We start from the raw sequence: 19980 nt of genomic DNA, 5'->3' as shown, positions 1-19980 counted from the left end.
TTGGCTTATTTTGTCAATCTGCTAAATCTCTAATTTTTAAAAACTCTTCTTTGAGTGTCTCTACTTTGCCGTGAGGAATAAAACTATCAGGAAGGGTGATGATTTTCAGCGGAGTGGTATAGCTGTGCTGGGTAGCAAATTCGGCTACGGCACTGCCTAAACCGCCTGTGCTTCCTTCTTCTACTGTGATTACTTTTTTATAAGAACGGAAGATATGATGTAGCATCGCCTCGTCCAAAGGTTTAAGAAAACAGGCATCGTAATGGGCATATTTTTCGGGTTCAGCAGTTTGAGTGAGCTGTTGTTGTACATTTTCGGCAATGGCGCCAATGGTGAGTACGGCTATCTCGCTACCTTCTTTTAGCTGTTCGCCTTTGCCTATAATTAGCTGTTGAAAAGGTTGTTGCCAATCGGTTTGTGTACAACGACCACGAGGATAACGAATGGCAATAGGGTGCTTGAGCCATTGCTGGACGGTATAAAGCAAATTGCGCAACTCGGTAGCATTACGCGGTGAAGCGATAATGAGGTTAGGAATAGGGCGCAAGAATGCCATATCAAACACTCCGTGATGGGTGGCACCGTCTTCGCCTACGAGTCCTGCACGGTCTATACAGAATATTACGGGCAGGTTTTGCAGGGCTACATCGTGAATAAGCTGGTCGTAAGCGCGCTGTAAAAATGTGGAATATACCACACAGTACGGTATAAAACCTTGTGTAGCCCAACCGGCAGCAAAGGTAACCGCGTGTTGTTCGGCAATCCCCACGTCCATTACCCTATCGGGGAATGCCTTTTGCATAGCCGTGAGTCCGCTACCACTACTCATTGCAGGGGTGATGACAACTATCTTGGGGTTCTGCTGTGCGAGTTCGGTGAGAGTTTGCCCTACTACGTCTTGATATTTAGCAGGGAGAGCAGAATTTTCAGGCAGAGGGTTGCCTGTGATTTTATCGAATTGTGAAGGGGAATGGAAGAACACTTGTGAGGCTTCGGCTTTGGGGTATCCTTTACCTTTGGTGGTGACAACGTGCAAGAGGCGTACTCCACGGGCTTGCTTTTCGGCTTTGAGTGCCGAGATGAGCGCGGGGAGGTTGTGCCCGTCTATTACGCCTTTGTAGGTAATCCCCAAAGCACTAAAAAAAACACTGCGGGTCGCGTGTTCGGTTTTCAGTTGGGCAAGGTAATGAGAGAACGCTCCTATGGTGGGGTCGATAGCCATTGCATTGTCGTTCAGTATAATGAGCATATTGGCATCGGTGGTGCCTGCATAGTTCAGAGCCTCGAAAGCCATACCACTCACAATAGAAGCATCGCCTATCACGGCTATATGTTGTCGCTCTTTATCGCCTGCCAAAGCTGATGCCATTGCCATACCCAAGACAGCAGAAAGAGAGGTAGATGAGTGTCCCGTACCAAAAGCATCGTACTGACTTTCTGCACGTTTAGGAAAACCACTGATACCTCCACGCTCGCGTATATGCGTAAAATCCTCGTTTCTATCGGTGAGGATTTTATGAGCATAACTCTGGTGCCCTACGTCCCATACTAGTATATCGTGAGGAGTATCGAACACATAGTGCAACGCAATAGTAAGCTCTACCACTCCGAGACTTGCACCTAAGTGTCCACCTCGTGTAGCAATAACCTCTATAATGCGGTTGCGGATTTGCTGCGCCAGAGCAGGAAGAGAGGTTATAGGAGTATTTTTTAGTTGTTGCATATTAAGCTTACGCTATAGAAATTCAACAAAGAAATTAAAAAGGATAAGGTTTGTGCCTTAGAAATCAAACAAATCTATTCAAATCAAACAATTAAAAAAGAAGTGTAGCTCGTATTTGAAACTTTGGCTAAGTTTGCGACGCACTCATTGGCTAAAATGTTAATTTTCAAATATGCTAATTCTTTCCTTTATTGACCAATTTCACTACTAACATTATCAGAGCCCCCATTGCTACAAAAGCTATTAAAGAAAAATACCAATAGGTGATGAATAAGCCTTTTAGTATCACGGCGAATATCACTACAAAGAGGATAATTGTAGCTACTTCGTTGAGCATTCGCAGTTGCACCGAAGTAAGAGAGGCGCGACCCGCTTGGAGTCGTTTCATTATGCGCCAAGAATAGTAATGATATACAAACAAAAAGACGACGAATAGCAGTTTGACGTGAAACCATCCTTGTTTAATAAGCGTCCACTCGCCACCGTCGTATAGCATATAGAGTCCGCTAAGAGTCATCAGCACCAGCGCTGGCACGGTAATGATGTTCCACAAGCGCTCTTCCATAAAGCTGAATTGTTTGTGGAGAATTGAGCGTTCGGGGTCATCTTTTTCCAAGGCTTCGGTGTGATAGATAAATAGTCGCACCATATAAAAGAGCCCTGCGAAATAGCTCACTACAAAGATGATATGTATGCTTTTAGCAATAAGGTAATCGGTCATTAGAAATATTTTAAGCGTTTCAGATTACAAAGATAGGAATTAATTAGCTAAAATAGAAAAAGAAGTCGTCCGAAAAGTTTTAATCTTATCTTTCATCTCTTGTCTCTTCATTAATCCAAGAGGAGAGAGCTTGTACCCACAGGTCGGAGTCGTTGAGGCAGGGAATCATTTTAAAATTTTCGCCACCATTTTCGCGGAAAGATTTACCTCCTACTATTTCTATTTCTTCAAGAGTTTCTACGCAATCGGTGACAAAGGCAGGAGCGATGACCGCTAATTTCTTCACACCATTTCGGGCAAGTTCTATAATTTTATCGGAAGTGAAAGGGGTAATCCACTTATCCTTCCCCAAACGCGATTGAAACGCTTGTGAGTATTTTCCTTTTTCTAATCCTAACTTTTCTGCCAATAAGCGAGTAGTCTCAAAACAGTGACTGCGGTAGCAGTGCGTTCCTTCTTCGCTGTAAGGGTCGCAACAAGTTACACCTTCTACAATGTGTTTGTGTGCAGAGGTAGGTGTGGTTTTGTAGAGATGGTGCTCGGGTACACCGTGATAAGAAAAGAGCAAATGGTCGAAAGGAGCTGTCCCTATATGAGCGCGTACGACCTGCGCTAAAGCCTCGATATACTCGGGGCGATGGAAGAAAGCAGGAAACTTGGTGAGGTGCATATTAGGATAAGAGGCTTTGATGAGTTTTTCGGTGAGGACTTCAATGGTTTCGGTAGTAGCCATTGCGTATTGAGGATAAAGAGGAATGAGGAGTACTTCATCAACTCCTTTGCTGTGTAATTCTTTTAGTGCATTGGCGATACTTGGGTTGCCATAGCGCATTGCTAATACTACGGGTACAGAGACTTTACGCTGTACTTTTTCAGTAAGCCAACGACTAATGACAATGAGCGGAGAACCTTCGCTCCACCATATTTTTTGATAGGCTTTACTGGTTTTAGGTGGACGCGTATTGAGAATAACCCCGTGTACCAAAGCATAGCGCAATAGGTAAGGCAGGTCGATGACGCGTCCGTCCATTAAAAATTCTTTTAGATATCGTTTAATGTCTTTTATAGCAAAGGAATCGGGTGATCCTAAATTTACGAGTAATACTCCTTTGGGCATTTTTAGTTAAGTGAAAAGTTAAAAGTTAATCGCCTGTGCGGTTCGCATTTTTCATTTGTCTGAGAGCGCTTTCAGCGAGTTCTTCCTCTACGTCGGCTTCGGGTTTGTCTTTCTCCATCTTACCATCTTTGCGCTTTTGGGCACTTACGGAGAGAATACACCCTAAGGCTAAGCACGTCATCCATAGTGATGTACCCCCACTACTGATGAGAGGTAGGTTCTGCCCCGTTACGGGAAAGAGTTCTACTGCTACTCCCATATTAATGATTGCTTGCAAGAGTATTGGGAAACCTAAGCCTAATACTAATAACTGTCCGTAGAGGGTAGGCGCTTTTTGTGAGATGACTACAATGCGAATGAGCAGTAGTATGTAAAGCACCATTATAACGATAGCTCCTAATGAGCCATATTCTTCGGTGATGATAGCATAAATAAAGTCGGAGGAACTTTGGGGGAGGAAGTTTTTCATTGTGCTTTTACCTGCTCCTTGTCCCATTATACCTCCTTTGGCAATAGCCATTTTGGAGCGCTCTATCTGATAGCCTTCTTTGTTGTCCTCGCCTCCCATAAACGATTCGATACGACTCATCCAAGTATCTACCCTATTGGGGAAAGCTTCGGGGAAGGCTTTTACTACTAATAAGAAAAGTGCAAGGAAAACAATTGCAATGCCTATAGCTGAAAAGATATGTTTCATTGGGAAACGACCCAAGAAAGTGAGCATCAGTACTGAGCTGAGGATTAGCATTGCGGTGGATAGGTTAGAAAGAAGCACTAAGGCTGCAATCACTCCTACGGGCATCCACAGGGGTAAGATAGTTTCTTTGAAAGAGAGTTTTTTGCCGTAGTTTTTAGCTAAATAAGAAGCTACATAAGCCATCAGCATTACCATTGCAAAGGTGGAGGGCTGAAAAGAGAAACCCCCTACGCTGAGCCATCGGCTGGCGTTTGCCCCTTCGATGGTGCTTCCTGAAAGGTTTGCAAAGATGAGCAGGAGCACCGCTAAGATAAGCCCCAGTTTAGAAGCAGGACGGAAAAAACGATAAGGTGTACGATGCACGATATAAAGAGTGAGATAGCCAACCCCTACAAACACCAAGTGCTTGATGAGGTAGCCAAAAGGAGTACCCTTACCCACTACATACACTAAGTTGGTACTGGTGCTGTACACCGCCAAGAAGGAGAAGAGGGTAAAGACGAGTATGAGCGCCCAAAGGGTTTTGTCGCCTTTGATATGTGAGGCTATCCATTCGCGCATTATTACAGTTTCTGAACGGCTGCTTTAAAGAGGTCTCCGCGTTCTTCGTAGTTTTTAAAGAGGTCGAAGCTGGCGCAAGCGGGGGATAATAGTACTGTATCACCTTCTTGAGCAAAACCTTGTGCTAATTTTACAGCTTCGTCCATTGAGCGGGTTTCGACAAGCGTGCCTATTGTGTTGTGAAACGATTGAATAATAGGGGAATTATCGACTCCGAGACATACAATAGCTCTTACTTTTTCGTGTACATAAGGCAAAAGAGAGTTATAGTCGTTGCCTTTGTCTTGTCCGCCAACTATCCACACGATAGGAGTTTTAATGGTGTCGAGAGCGTAGAATACTGAATTTACGTTAGTAGCTTTGGAGTCGTTTACGTAAGTGACGCCATCTACTACTTTCACCTCTTCGAGACGGTGGGGAGCACCTTTAAAGCCTTTGAGACTTTCGCGTAATGAGTTGTTGCGGATATTTACTAAGCGGGCAGCTACACTTGCTGCCATTGTATTTTTAATGTTGTGCTTGCCACGAAGGCTAATTTCTTCAACGTCGATTTCAGTAGTTTGATTCTCTAACATAATGTATATTTTATTATCTTTTAAGAAAGCTCCTTGTGGGAGTTCTTTCTCTATAGAAAAAGGTATAAGTTTAGATTTTATAGTATGGGTGCTGAGCCACTGTGTAATTACCTCGTCGTCGGCATCATAGATAAGGTAATCATTTTCAGTTTGGTTCATCGCGATACGGAATTTAGAGTCGATATAGTTTTCGAACTTATAGTCGTACCTATCCAGATGGTCAGGAGTTATGTTAAGCAACACGGCGATATGGGGGGCGAAATGCTCTATGCCGTCTAACTGAAAACTACTGATTTCGAGTACATAATACGGAGGATTTTCGGTAGCTACTAATTCGGCGAAGCTATAACCTATGTTTCCGCCAAGTCCCACTTGCAATCCTGCTTCTTTGAAAATGTGATAAGTGAGCAAGGTGGTAGTGGTTTTACCATTACTACCCGTGATGCCTACAATGAGGCTATCGGTATATTGGCTTGCAAATTCTATTTCAGAAATCACAGCAATGCCTTTTTCGTGAGCTTTTTTGATGATAGGAGCTTTATCGGGGATACCTGGGCTTTTCATAATCACATCGGCTGAGAGAATTTTCTCTTCGGTATGTGTGCCTTCTTCCCACTGAATGCCTTCTTTGTTAAGAGTTTCGCGGTAGTGAGGTTTTAGGGAGCCTTTATCGGAAAGGAATACTTCCCAGCCTTTTTGTTTACCGAGAATGGCAGTTCCTACACCACTTTCACCACCTCCTAATATTACTAAACGTTTCATTGATAAAACCTCGTTTTGTTGAGGGGCTTATTATTTTTGGGCAAAGGTACAAAACAAATAGGAATTAGCAAGGGAGAAAGCGAAAAAAAATAAATAATGACAGAAATGAGGAAATGAGAGAATGGGGTAAATGCTAATAATGCCAATAATACTGATAATTAACTTTGCCAAAGGTGCGAGCCGCACAGGCAAAAACTTTGGCAAAGTGTGTACCCCTAAAAGTGACACAGCTGAGCTTTCGGAAGGAAACGGAGAAGTTCGGAAGAGAGGAGGGAGAGTTTTTGATGAAAAAAGGGTGTAGGGAGGGTGGGGTTAGCTTATAGAGAGCTTATAGGAAGCTTATACGAATCTTGGACGATTGGTATAGAAAGGGTGTATAAATAATTGATTAATAATATAATACGACAATGCAAAAAACGGTAAAAACGGGGTTTCGAGGCAAAAGAAAGAGGAAGAGGTGCTAGGCCTTAGGCCATAGGCAATAGGGGCAGTGTGACAGAAAAGAGAATTAGCAAATTAGAAAATTTGGAGATTAGTAAATTTGTTGGAGGAGTTTAGAGGGAATGTGCTGGAAAAAGAGGATTAGAAAATTTGGAGATTAGTTGGAGGGACTCAGAAAAACTTTTCTCTTTATTCACTTACTCGGTTACTACGGATAACTCTTAGAGAGTATAGGTGAGTGATTTTCAACTTTGCCAAAGGTCGTATCACGACGGGTGAATAGAAACTTTGGCAAGGTGTAGGGCTCATTGGATAAGCATTGAACTATATAGATTGGATAGACATTAAACGAAGATGAATTTGCGATAGAATACATAATATAAATAAGGTGATAAAAGTTTTTGTGTAAAAACTTCCAATTATCTGTGTAAAGGAGGTGAAAAAAGAGTGAAAAAAGAGTGAAAAAAGAGGGTGTTTTTTACCAAAATAGCGTCTTGGAAATGTTAAATTTTTGTATATAAAAAGTTAAAATATAGCTAAAAAATAGCGGACTAAAAGGGTAAATTGTTTTTCTTTTTTACAGTTGTATGTAATTAATAATGTTATAGTTGTATAAGATTTTTCCGTTGGAAGAACAGGGTAGGGAAGGGGTAGACGAGCAACTTTTGTTTTAACATTTGCAATAAAAGAGTTTTGCTGTTTCGAGAAAAATATATACTTTTGTGCATTAAAGTATAGTGATACTATTGTTTCAAAATAGCATATATAGCATTATGAGAAAGTTTTTTCTAACAATTGTTTTTATAGTAATGATGGTCTTCGGGCTTTCGGCTCAAACACCGCTGAACTTAAACAACTTTAATGTTTCCACAACACCAGGGCAATGTGCCTCAGATGGAAAGATTAAGGTGACGCTTCCTACTACTATGGGACCTGTAGGTACCAAGTTGCAGGTAAAACTCGATGTACCTGGTGACCCGAGCGGTCGTACGTGGCCTATGGAAATAGGAGTGGCGGGTAAAAATGAACACGAGTTTACTACGCTTAAAGCGGGTACGTACACTGTTACAATGGTGAATGTAGCTAATAACCAGAAATCTACTTTACCTAAAGTGGTAACGATTACTTCTTCGTACGTACCACCAACTTTTAAAAGTTTTAAATCGGTACCGCCGTCTTGTACAGGGAATGGTAATGACGGTAGCGTGGTTTTCAGTATACAGAAAGGAGCTAAGGGGCCTTTTAAAGTGCGCCTTACCAAAGGGGGGACTGAGCTGTATAATGCTACTCATAATGCTGTTGCGGGGCAAGACTTGGAAATCACTATTCAAGGAACTGATGCTAAACCGATTACTATAGGAAGTGGTTATGAGCTTACCGTAGAAGATACAATGAATGGAACTCCGAATTGTGGGGAAACCAATAAAACTACTTTTTCAGTAGCGGCTTCTTCATTGAATATTGACTGTATGGAGTTTGAACTCGACAATGAGAATTCAGGCATACGCGTAGGAGCTGATTGTAAGTTTAATTTTTCATTTCGTATAAAACGAAAAGACAATGTAGGTATACAACAAAGTTTAGAGAATGAAATTAAAGGGAACCCTGGCACCGCTGTTATAAAACACTATGATTCAGCAGGAAATTATAAAAATACTTATGATATTACCTCTTCTTATCGCACAGGAGCTCGCCCACAAAAATCCAGTGCTTATTCTTTTATTACCAATGATATAGCTGGAGTACATTTTCAAGAAGGAGATATTATTGAACTGACTATTAAGTTAGGGAAAACACCTATAGTTAAGAAGTTCAAACTTGATAAGGACTTAGTAGATGTTGTAAAGAACAAATTGAACCCTACGAACTCGCACGATCCTTTTATATATATGGATAGAGCAGGTTCGACAGCGATAGCAGCAGTGAACCGTTCAGACCTAAACGCTGACCCTACTAATCCTTGTCCTAACGGTTCTCCAGCTAAATATCTGTACGTAGAGGCTAATTGGAAAAAAATAGAATTGCCTAACCCAGATGTTGCTTCTGATAAGATGTACTTTGGGTTCTACAACTGGCAGAACTTTACTCCAGCAGACTGGGTACAAAATCCATCAGCAGCAGGAGCCAAAGGATTTTACTTTGAAATATACAAATATATAGGTACAGGTGACCCCAGTTGGAATGCTACTTATACACAGTCAGAAATAAGCGACTCTACTAAATGGCAACTTCTTATACCAGGGACTGACTATACTTGGATAAACAATAACGGTAGTTTATATGCCGATTTAACTTCACAAGCTAATGGCTACTATAAGGTGAAGTTTAAAACTAAGGGAGCGGGAATTACTCAGTGCTATGAGCCAGAGCGTATTGTAAATATGACTCCTCTGCCTAATAAGATAGATGAGCGTTTTGACGGAATAGAAATTAATAGAGGGATATTTAAAGGTACTGTATCTATACGTAAATGGGTAGCAGGAAACCAATTTAATTATCCTATCACTGTGACTGTTGATTATTTAGACGATGGACACAGTGGTACTACTCGTACTTTTGACTTCCAAACCGCTTTGCCTTTTGAACCACTACACAAAGTAACGTATACTTTCCCTATGGTGAGAGAGGTGAGAAACCCTGATACTGCTAATGAAACGTATCGTTTTGAGTTTGGAGACCTTCCACCAGGTAGATATAATATTACTATTAAAGACCGTTGTGGCAATGAAGCTACCAAAGAACTCAACTTAAATACTCCGATGCAGTATGACAAAGATGAGGTGAAAGTAGAGCAAGGATGTGTGGGAGCGGCAAAGGTTTCGTATGAAATAGGAACAACTCCTGTGGGGACACTACGTTATGCACAATATACTTTATTAAAAAAGACTGCCACAGGTTATGACCAAGTAGTAGGAAGAAGCAATAACCATTCACACACCTTTAATAACTTATCAGCAGGAGAGTATCTGTTACAGTCTACTTATTTCTATTACGCACGTATAAAACAATTGTGGGATGTAGGGAAACCTTCACAAAGAGAACAGTACTTTACTAACCCAGCTGATTGTATTAATTTGTATAGTGCAATCCCTTCTCCTGATACTCATAAACCTTCTGACCCAGTGAATGATGGTACAGGAGCTTTTCACGTCAGTCGTGTGTACTTAACCGTGAGCCCTACGGGAGAACTCAAACGCGATGTGGTAGGTACTTCGTGTAGTGCGGCATCGGGAACAGGACTTATAGCGGTGAACGTTACCAATCCTGAGTATATCCGTTATCCATTACAATTCAGTATTAAGAATACCGTTACAGGAGTAGAAACTAAATCGCCAGTATTTGGAGCTACTTCTACTGCTACGGGGTACGTATTTAAGAACGTACCAGACGGTACTTATGCTGTAACCACTTCTCACGCTTGTGGTGATTACCCTGATTCGGCTTTGGTAACGGCAAATAACTATACTTCACCAGGAGTTACCTATGTAGCAAGAAGCACGAACCCTTGTAATGGTGATGTGGTAGACCTTACCTTTGGCGGTTCGGCGCAACTCTTCAATATAGAGTGGTTCCGTATAGAAACTGATGCTACTGAAACTTTCTTGGGTAGTGAACAGACTATTAGTGATACGGTAACACGCAATACTCAGTATGTGGTGCGTTATAGCTTAAAAAATCTCGGGTTGTGTGCTACTAACTCGGGCAGTCATACTATTACCGTAAACTTTGCTCCTGACGCCATACCTCCTGTGATTACAGGTTGCCCATCACAAAATATTGAAGTAACTGCGGTAGCTAACCAGTGTTACGGAATAGCACATTGGGGAGTGGTAACGGCAACCGATAACTGCCGTATAGGCTCTTGGAGTCAGACTCACCAAAGTGGAGAGCGTTTCCCGATAGGAACGACCTCAGTAACCTATGTGTTTAAGGATACCTCAGGTAATGCGGCTACTTGTACTTTTAACGTGGTAGTAAAATCGCGCGCTGTAGATATGGAGGTTACCAATGATTTTGTAGATGGTACAGGAGCTCCTATCAACCGCGATTTATCACTTACTGAGAACTTCAACTATCGCATTACTTATAGAAATAAAGGAACCGCAGGGGTAGTATCGTCGACCTTGGAGGTTACTTTGCCTAATCACCCTAACATTACCATAGGTACTCCTGATGTTACAGGGGCTACCCTTACTATCTACAAGCCTACCTTTACTAAATCGGGTAATGTGATTACTTTTACACTGCCTAAGCAAACACTTACAGCAGGGGGTAATGTGCGTACCATACTTATTCCTCTTACTCTAAAAGGAGAGTGTTCAGTAATCGGTAAGCCTTGTATGAATGTGTTGCAAGCTACTTACTCTTTAACTTACTCAGGAGGAACGGCAGCTTGTACTATTCCTGAACAAACTAGCACAGGCTCTAAAACTATTGCAATATCTACGCAAGAGTGTTCACGTACTGAGATCGCTTGTTCTGGCATAAATACACGCCTCACCGCTATTGATGGTTTTACTGCTTATAATTGGTATAAGAACGGTACACAGATACCAAATCCGTTAAACCATAATTATATAGAGGTAAGCGACCCTGCTACTTATAGAGTAGATAAATTGATGAAATGTGGTAATGTAACCTACACTACCAGTGAAGAAATAAAATTCATATCCAGCAATAACCTACCAGACCCTATCAGACCTCAAGCTAACGGAGGTGATGTGTGTGCGGGTAACAACTTATGGGTAAGTCACTTTATATTGTGTAATCAGCCTTCACGTAATATAGTGGTGAACTTCCGCGATAGCAATATAATGTGGCAAAAGCTAAAAGCAGGCTCTTCGCCATCAAGTTTGAACTGTCCGAACTTAGATGATAATGCTTGGGAAGATGTACATAGCAACAATACTTTTGTTGCCAACGCACAAGGTCATTTCCGCTTGCGTGTATCAGACAAGAATAACAACTGTGAAAAATACTTCTATTTTGATGTATTTACCAATTCACTTTCAGGTGAAATAATAGACTTTGCCAATGTGACCAGCTATCAGCAAGGTTTCATTACTATACGTATGGCTACGGCAGGTCTTACTTATAAATATGTGTTGAAAAACTCAGCAGGCAATGTAGTGAATCAAAACGGGCAAGCTTTTGTGCTTACTAATAATTCAGAATACCGAGTGCCTATAACCACCGCTCCTGATACTTATACTGTTGAGGTTACTTCACCAGCTTTGCCAAGCACTTGTAAGGCAACTTTTATACAAAGAATAGAAAAGCAAACTACACTTACTGCCAAAGTAACTCCTAAGGCTTGGAAGAACTGTAACTCACTTACTACCCGTTTTGAAGCCGATGGAGGTAAGAATCCTTATCAGTTTGCTATTTGGAGTATTGACGGCGTAGTACAAAACGGCTATACTGACTACTCCGATGTACCTCCTTCAGCTTTCATAGCTACCATACCTGCAGGTAGTAGCTTTGTAGAGCGTGATATACATATAGACCAACCTGGTAGATATGTGTTCATTGCCAAAGATGCTAACTCAGCTTATGCTCTTACTGCCCCTGTGGATATTTATCCAGAAGGACTCTTAGGCTATACAATCAAAACTCGCGATATCTTGTGTGGCTTTGCTAATAACTCAGGACAGGTGTCTATTACTTATAATACACAGCAAAACGTGAAGTCTACCCTTTACAAGTTAGACGACACAGGAACACGAGTACAAAATATGGGTACCAACTCTACAGGTTTCTTTAATAACTTGGAAGCTGGTAAGTATGAATTGGAAATAAAAATACAGTTATCTACTACCAATATATGTACTTATAGGAACCGCAATATTGTAATTAAAGATATAGAAAGCACTTTGCGTGCTTATGCAGGAGTGGCTGAGGATATCTCTTGTGATACTTCAAGTCCTACCAAAGAGTATATAGTACATATTAACAATGTGTCAGGAGGTACTGGTACAGGTTATGAGTTTAGTACTAATAACGTATCGTTTACTACCGTACCTATTTTGCGTGTAGGCTCTACAGCAAGTGTGGTATATGTACGCGATAGTAATAAATGTACTCTTGAAATACCTATTACCATAAAACCAATAGTACCTGCTACCGTAAGTGCTTCTACTGTTACTTATGACTGTGAGGGTAAAGGTACCTTTACGGTAACTACTAACCCAGCAGGTAACTACGAATACGACATTGTAAAAGACGATGGTACTCTCAGTGAAACACGTACTTCTAATGTCTTTACATTAGACCCAGGTATTTATAGTGTTTATGTGCGGTATACACCGAAGACAGCTACGGGCACAACTCCTAATGTGTTGTTTAAAGAAGACTTTGGTAAAGGTAAGAATACTTGCGACTCCGAGTCGGTATTTATTACTTGTAATGCCAGCGGTACTACTTTGGGCGATAACCAGTATATGATTACACGCCAAGTACCTACTACAGGAACTTATTGGGTATCTACACCACCGTCAGACGCTTCGGGAGTAACCGATGGTCGCTATTTAGCAATCAACGGAAGTAGCCCTGATAATGACAATGGTATTGTTTACAAGCGCACGATTAGAGACGTAGTAGCCGGTCAAGAAATGAGTGTATCGGTGAACTTGTTTAACTTATTACCTGTTACCTATATAGGTGGTACTAACCCTAACTTGGTAGTACGCTTGTACAATCCTGGTAACCCAGCACAATACGTTGAAAGGTCATTAGGTGAACTTCCTCGTACAGGAGCTTGGCTCAATAAGAAAGTAACCTTTGCAACTACTGATATAACTGCTAATGCTTATATATTTGAGATTAGAAATATAGCAGCTGCTTCTACTGTGGGTAGTGATTTAGCAGTGGACGATATTGTGATTACACAACCTACTAAGATATGCCAAGTGCGCGCCGAAGGACTTTCAGTGAAGATTGACAAGAACAAAGGCTTTAAAGCACGTGGTACTACCTACGACGAAAAATGTGGTAAGAATGATGGTTCTATCTTCTTAACAGTTGATAATCCACCTTCTACATTTGTAGTAGAATATCAAATAGCGGGTACTACTACTTGGACGAGTGTTACCCTTACACAGCTTAATCCTGCTCAAGGGGTGGCTACTCTCACAGGAATCCCAGCAGTAAATAATGGTACGTTATTGGTGCGCAAAGCTAATGAACACAGTTGCCAAACAGCCTTTAACTATACTATTAACAAGCCTGTACCTTTAACAGTTACGGCTACAGTTACAGCTCCGGTGTCTTGCTTCAATACCTTTGCAACAGTACGCTTTACTGCCGAAGGAGGTGCAAGACCTTATAAAACATTCCGCTTTACTCCTATAACAGGTGCTACACCATCACAATCGAAACCGGCTGTAAATAACGAAGCTGACTTTAACTTACAGGTAGGTACTTATGTAATTGAAGTAGAGGATAACAATGGTTGTACAATGACGGCTACTCTTAATGTTCCAGCGCCTAAGCCATTGCAAATAGAAGTAGTAGACTTAGAACCTTGCTTTAAAGGTGGTGCTACAGGTCGTTTGCAAGTGAAGGTAATAAATGGCAATGGTAGCTATCAGTTTAGTAAAGACGGAGGCGCAACTTTTGAGTCCAGCGCTACAAACTTTATCATTTACGAAAACCTATCGGCTGGTGTTTATAACTTTGAAGTAAAAGATGGTGCCGACTGTCGTACAAGCACTTCTTATACTATAGATAACCCATTGCGTATGCAAGTGATCTCTAAAGCAGCTTTAACTTGTGTACCTAATAGCGAAGCTGAGTATGATATTACTTACTCTGGTGGTAAAGCTGGAGGTGCTCGTCAGTTCTTGTGGAGCAATTCACCTACTGCCAACTTTACAGTAGCAGCCCCTACAGGTATTGCTATTAGCCAGTCTGGTAATACTTATACTTTCAAAACTAAGATACCAGGTGATTACTACTTCAAGATACGTTACCAAATGACTAATGGAGACTACTGTGAAGTGATTTCATCTAGACAAGAAGTGAAGAAAGGTGCTCCTGCCTTTGTAGTTACGCCTACTGTTGAAGGTATTAACTGCGCAGGCATTAATTCAGGTAAGATACTTTTCAACAATGCCAATATTTCAGGAGGAGTGGCTCCTTATACTATAGAGTTTAATAATGGTCTTACCACCGTTACACGTCCAGTAGGAGATATTACGGGATTGGCAAAAGGAATCTATACTCTTACAATTGTAGATGCTTCAAACTGTAAATCCGACCCATTAGGTCTTACTGTTACCGAAGTACCTGCAATGGTAGTCTCTGTTACCCATACTGACCTTGAGTGCTCTACTACGGGTACTCAGAAAGCTCAGGCAAGCGCTTGGGTGAATAAAGGAGGTACTGCACCATTCACTGTTACTTTAAATAAGAACGGCGTGGTGAATGCTACTCGTACTAATGTAGCTACTGGTTCAAGAGAAACCTTTATGAACTTAGACATTGGTAACTACCAAATAGTGGTAGAAGATGCTAAGTCTTGTAAGTATACTTATGACTTTGTTGTAAAATCCGATGCTAATGGCTTAGACGCACGAGGTACAGCCACCATAGGTTGTATAGCCAACTCCGGTGAAATAGCTATCTCAGTATACGATAACTCAGGAGGAACTATTGGTGCTAACCAATACATCGCCGTATATCGTGAAGGTATTACTCCTCCTTATGGAGCCACTACCAGTGTACAAGAAACAGTGGCTAACCCTCTAGGAGGAAATGATACTTGGTTCCACGGTGGTGCTGTAGTACCTACTCTCTTGTCTGATAGTAGTGTTAAAAACGCCTCTACTTATACCTTTACAGGTGTTACACCAGGGGTAACCTATACCTTTATCGTGTACGATGCAAATAGTAAGTGTACCTTTATCAAGGAAGCTAATATACCTGTACCTACACAATCGCCTTTAGAAGCTACTATCACAGGTGTTGCTTCTACTACTTGTGCTGATGCCAATGACGGTAAGGTGTTTGTTCACTTGAAGAACTGGACAAATCCAAATGTTACCTATCAAGTATTCCGTTATACACCTACTTATCCGTCATTAGGAACTGCTATAGCTAGTGGTCCTGTTACGCCACCATTAACAGCAACTCCAGCAGTGGGTCAAGATATAGTAATACCAAATGTTCCAGCAGGTAGATATTTTGTCCTCTTTACTGAGGGTGGTACTAACTGTACACAAGGTACTACCAACTTTACCATAGGTAAGTCAGCGTCTTTATTGACAATGACTGCTACGGTTACCCGTAAGGCAAACTGTCAAGCACCGCAACCACAAGGTCTCGGTAAGATAGTAGTAGATGCCACAGGTGGTACAGCCCCTTATCAGTATTACTATCACAATACAACCATATCAGCAGCACCTACCGGTACTGCCTTAGATAATGCCCTCACTACTTCTACTGATAACGAATCAAAAGACGTAGAAGCAGGTGTTTGGAAAGTATTTGTCAGAGATACTTCTGGCTGTTTGAGAGAAAATACAGTTACCGTAACCGTCGATTCTCAACCTTCTGTTGCCTCAATTACTGTCGATGACGCTTGTAGCGATAATACCGATTATCCTATTAGAGTGAAATTTAACAGCATAGGTATTGGTCAACATCAATACAAGATAGACGGTATTGTGAACTGGCAAAACATAACAGTAGCTACTGAAACTGTTTTACCAATACGCTTAGCACCAAATCCAAATCCGTACACCATCTCATTTAAAGATGCTAATGGTTGCGAAACTAGTACTACATTTAGAGTACACGAGATGATTAAGTTTGATGCAAGTCACTTACCATTGTTACCTTGTGGTGCTACTAATACAGTAACTATCAATGTAACTAATATCACAGGTGGTTCAGGTACTTATAAGTTTAGTCTCTACCGTGTGATTAACAAAGGTACTGCCAACGAACGTGCTGTACCAGTGGTTACAGGGGCTAATGTTACAGGTAATGCACACAGTGTAATAACCAATGGTGGTATAGGTAGTTACCTCATCAATATCTATGATGCAGCTACTTGGGGTACTCCTGCCGAATGTGCTAAGTCGTTAGACTTCGTAGTAAGACCTCCTGAAATACCTAGACTCGAAGTCCTTTCGGTTACTACACCTACTTGTTATGCCGAAACTGCTACCGTACGTATAAAAGCAAACCCTGTTGATGGTATTCCATATACCTTCACAATCACCGATAATGCAGGGGTAGCAGTACCAGGTGTTACTCAGGTTCTAAATGGTAATTATGTAACCTTTAATAACGTACCATCAGGTGCAGCCATCTTAGGTGGTGCTACCTACCGTATTACAGCTGTAAGTGCACAAGTTTGTTCATCAACCATTGAAGTAACGGTTACCTCTCCTGATGTAATCTCAACTACCAATGCCCTTAGCAAAAAAGAGTACACTTGCGATGCTGATACAGGTGAAGTTACTAATCCACAATTGCATTTCGATTTGAATAATGTAACAGGTGGTACTGAGTCTTATACACGTATTGAATACCGAGAGCTTGCCTCAGGCACCTTGCTCTATCAACAGCAAGTAACTCCGGGAGTAACCTCTTATAGCTACACCTTACCAAGCTATTTAACTACCGCTAATAGTTATTATGCACAGGTGTACGATACCAATGGTTGTAGTGCAACTACTACCGCAGTGACTATTTCACCTACACTTATGATGAGCAGTCTTACCGCTACTCAGTTACAAGCGAAAACTTGTAATGTAGATGAAAACATCTCTGTAACCCTCAGCACTACCACCGTATACAGTGGCGAACCTATCGAGTACTCAGTGAGCAAAGTAGGTTGGGGTACTATTACCGTAATACCTCCAGTAACGCTTAACTCACTCACTTATACATTCACCCTTACTGAACCTTACGCTTATGTGATAAGAGCTAAGAATATGATTACGGGTTGTGAGGTAAGTACCAACTATACCGTGCTCGATCCTAACACCTTATTGTTAGAAGCTAAGAACCCACAAAGGGTAACTTGCTACGGTGGTACAGGTTCTATTACCTTAGAACTTACCGATACCCGTCTCTCTGACGGCGACCAAGTGGCTAACGGATTTAGCTATACAATTTATCCATTGCCAGTAGGTACTCCTATTACAGGTAACTCTACAGGTGCTACCATAGTACACGCAGGCTTGCCAGCAAGCAAGTACAGGGTAGAAGCTATCTCGGCTATTTCAGGCTGTAAAGCCGAAACTACCTTCGAAATAGTACAAGCCGAAGCTCCTATAACTGTTTTTGCAAGAGAAACATTTAGTGTAACTTGTGATAATAATCGTGGTGAGATACTCGTAACCGTGTCAGGTGGTTGGGCTCCTTATACGGTCAATATACAAGGCGGTGCTATTACAGGTCAGAAAACCATAGCTCTCAATGGCGATAGTGTATTATTCTCAGGATTGGTCGGTACTCCTGGTGGTGTAGTAACTTACACTATTACTGTTACCGATGCGTGGGGCTGTTCAGTAGCTTCAGGTACTACTCAGGTAGGCTTAAAAGCACCTGACCCAATTACCGCTACTGTTTCCGTAACTCGTCACGTTACTTGTCAGGGAGATACTGATGGAGAGATTACTATTGATCCATTGAGCATAAGAGGAGGATCAGGACGTTATCATTATACAATTATAGATTCTCACTATAACTTTAGGACGCAATCAGATACTACATTTAGGAACTTGCCTCCTGATACTTATACAGTCGAAATAATGGATACTTGGGGCTGTTTGTTCAAAAAGGAACAACTAATAGTAAAAGAACCTAAGCCTATCGTAGTGAATGTAACCGATTCTAACTTGCTTGTATGCCACAAAGGTAACGACGCTTGGATAGAGTTCACTGTTGATGGCGGTCGTCCTAACTACGACATCGCTATAATGAAAGAAGGCTCTAACGTTCCTGCACATACCGATTATGCTACCTCGTCAGCAACCGTAATCCGCGCTTCTAACTTAACCGAAGGCAATTACGAGATTGTGGTAACCGATAGCGTAAGCAGTACAACCAACAGCTGTGTGATGTCGCCTACTTATAAGTTTAGCGTTTACTCAGCTCCTGACCTCGACCCAACTACCGAGCAAGGCTTCAGTTGTGATAATAACGAGTTCACAACCTGGATAGAAGTACGCTTCAAAGACGAAGTAGATTTCAATAAGATAACCTACAAACTCAACGGAGCTACTACACCACAAACCTTCTCGCGTAACAACGGTGTGAATGTCGGCTATATCGACCAGAACAGGTTTAATATGAGTATAGCAACACAAACCTTAGAGATTATCTATACCGATGTCCATTCAGTTACCGGAGCTGTTAAACAATGTACTCAAATGGCTACCAAATCAGTAACTGTAGTAGAGTATCGCCAGTTGAACAATATTGTGAAATCACCTACTACCGTTATCAATACACTACAAGTAGAAGGTGTAAACGGTGTGAAACCTTATCGTTATGAGTTCAATGGCGAAGATTACGATACCAATAACGTCTACGAATTGAGAATGAACGACCGTGAGTACACCGATCCAGTGAGCGGTAAGAAACTCAAAATAGTAGATGTAGTAGTACACGATGCAGCAGGCTGTACGTTCTCCAAAACGTTCTATGAAGAATACTTCGATGTATTCATACCGAACTTCTTTACTCCTGACGGCGATGGCAATTACGATACGTGGGCACCACGCAGGGTAGATAAGTATCCGTTCATCCGTACTACTATTTACGACCGCTACGGTCGTCGCCTCAAAACCCTTAGAGCAGGCGAAGAATGGGACGGTAAGTACGACGGTAGAGATATGCCAACAGGCGACTATTGGTACCTCGTAGAACTTAGCAACGAACACGATACTCGTACCTTCAACGGTAACTTTACACTATATCGTTAAGATTTGTTTGCTTCATAGGTTATACATTAATTAATATTTATTTCAAAAGGGCTATCCGCTAAGGGTAGCCCTTTTTCATTTCTTAAAAATTTTATTGCTATCCCAACTGTAATGGTCATTGTATTTTCCTTCACTTTATTTATTACCTTTTGCCTTTTGCCTTTTATTTTTATCTTATACAATCCCCATTTGCTAATTTCCTCATTCTTTCATTTTTTTACTTCTGGTATTATTGGCTTATTTTGGTATTATCAGTTTTATCCCCTATCTTATGCATCATAATTAACGTCAGTTACAATTTTTTTATTACTGTTCCGTGAAATTCCTCAGCTTTAGCTGAGTAATCCGTGAAATCTACGCGAGACTTTCAGGCTTGCTACCTATTTGTTTGATTATTTTAAGATTTGTAAAATTTCTGTAGCGTAAGCTACACTTTTTTCTT

Annotated in this window: 6 protein-coding genes; 1 reads left to right on the top strand and 5 read right to left on the bottom strand. The window is 41.3% G+C overall.

Features of this window, described 5'->3' with window-relative positions; translation table 11 throughout:
• Positions 1 to 13: 13 nt before the first annotated feature.
• The 5 genes from HMPREF1528_RS10490 to murD all read right to left on the bottom strand — a co-directional run bounded on the left by HMPREF1528_RS10490 (position 14) and on the right by murD (position 6156).
• A complete protein-coding gene (locus HMPREF1528_RS10490; protein WP_016479725.1) occupies positions 14 to 1723 on the bottom strand; it encodes a 1-deoxy-D-xylulose-5-phosphate synthase in 1710 nt (569 codons plus the stop codon).
• Between the two features lie 175 nt (positions 1724 to 1898).
• A complete protein-coding gene (locus HMPREF1528_RS10485) occupies positions 1899 to 2444 on the bottom strand; it encodes a CopD family protein (protein WP_016479724.1) in 546 nt (181 codons plus the stop codon).
• An 85-nt stretch (positions 2445 to 2529) separates the two neighbouring features.
• Positions 2530 to 3561 carry a ferrochelatase gene (hemH, locus tag HMPREF1528_RS10480; protein ID WP_016479723.1) on the bottom strand — a complete coding sequence of 344 codons (1032 nt, stop codon included), beginning with the start codon at positions 3559 to 3561 and terminating at the stop codon, positions 2530 to 2532.
• A gap of 25 nt (positions 3562 to 3586) precedes the next feature.
• Entirely contained in the window at positions 3587 to 4819 is a 1233-nt protein-coding gene (locus HMPREF1528_RS10475; protein WP_009421080.1) for an FtsW/RodA/SpoVE family cell cycle protein, read from the bottom strand.
• A 2-nt stretch (positions 4820 to 4821) separates the two neighbouring features.
• Positions 4822 to 6156: a UDP-N-acetylmuramoyl-L-alanine--D-glutamate ligase gene (murD, locus tag HMPREF1528_RS10470; RefSeq protein WP_016479722.1), complete on the bottom strand. Its 1335-nt coding sequence runs from the start codon at positions 6154 to 6156 to the stop codon at positions 4822 to 4824.
• Between the two features lie 1214 nt (positions 6157 to 7370).
• Between murD and HMPREF1528_RS10465 the strand changes: the two genes are divergently transcribed.
• Positions 7371 to 19538, top strand: a complete 12168-nt coding sequence (locus tag HMPREF1528_RS10465; RefSeq protein ID WP_016479721.1) for a T9SS type B sorting domain-containing protein — start codon at positions 7371 to 7373, stop codon at positions 19536 to 19538.
• The last annotated feature ends 442 nt before the right edge of the window (positions 19539 to 19980 follow it).

This window comes from Capnocytophaga sp. oral taxon 336 str. F0502, assembly GCF_000411575.1.
In the GTDB taxonomy this organism is placed as follows: Bacteria; Bacteroidota; Bacteroidia; order Flavobacteriales; family Flavobacteriaceae; genus Capnocytophaga; species Capnocytophaga ochracea.
Note: the sequence above shows the minus strand (reverse complement) of the source record. Positions and strands in the feature narration are given on the sequence as shown.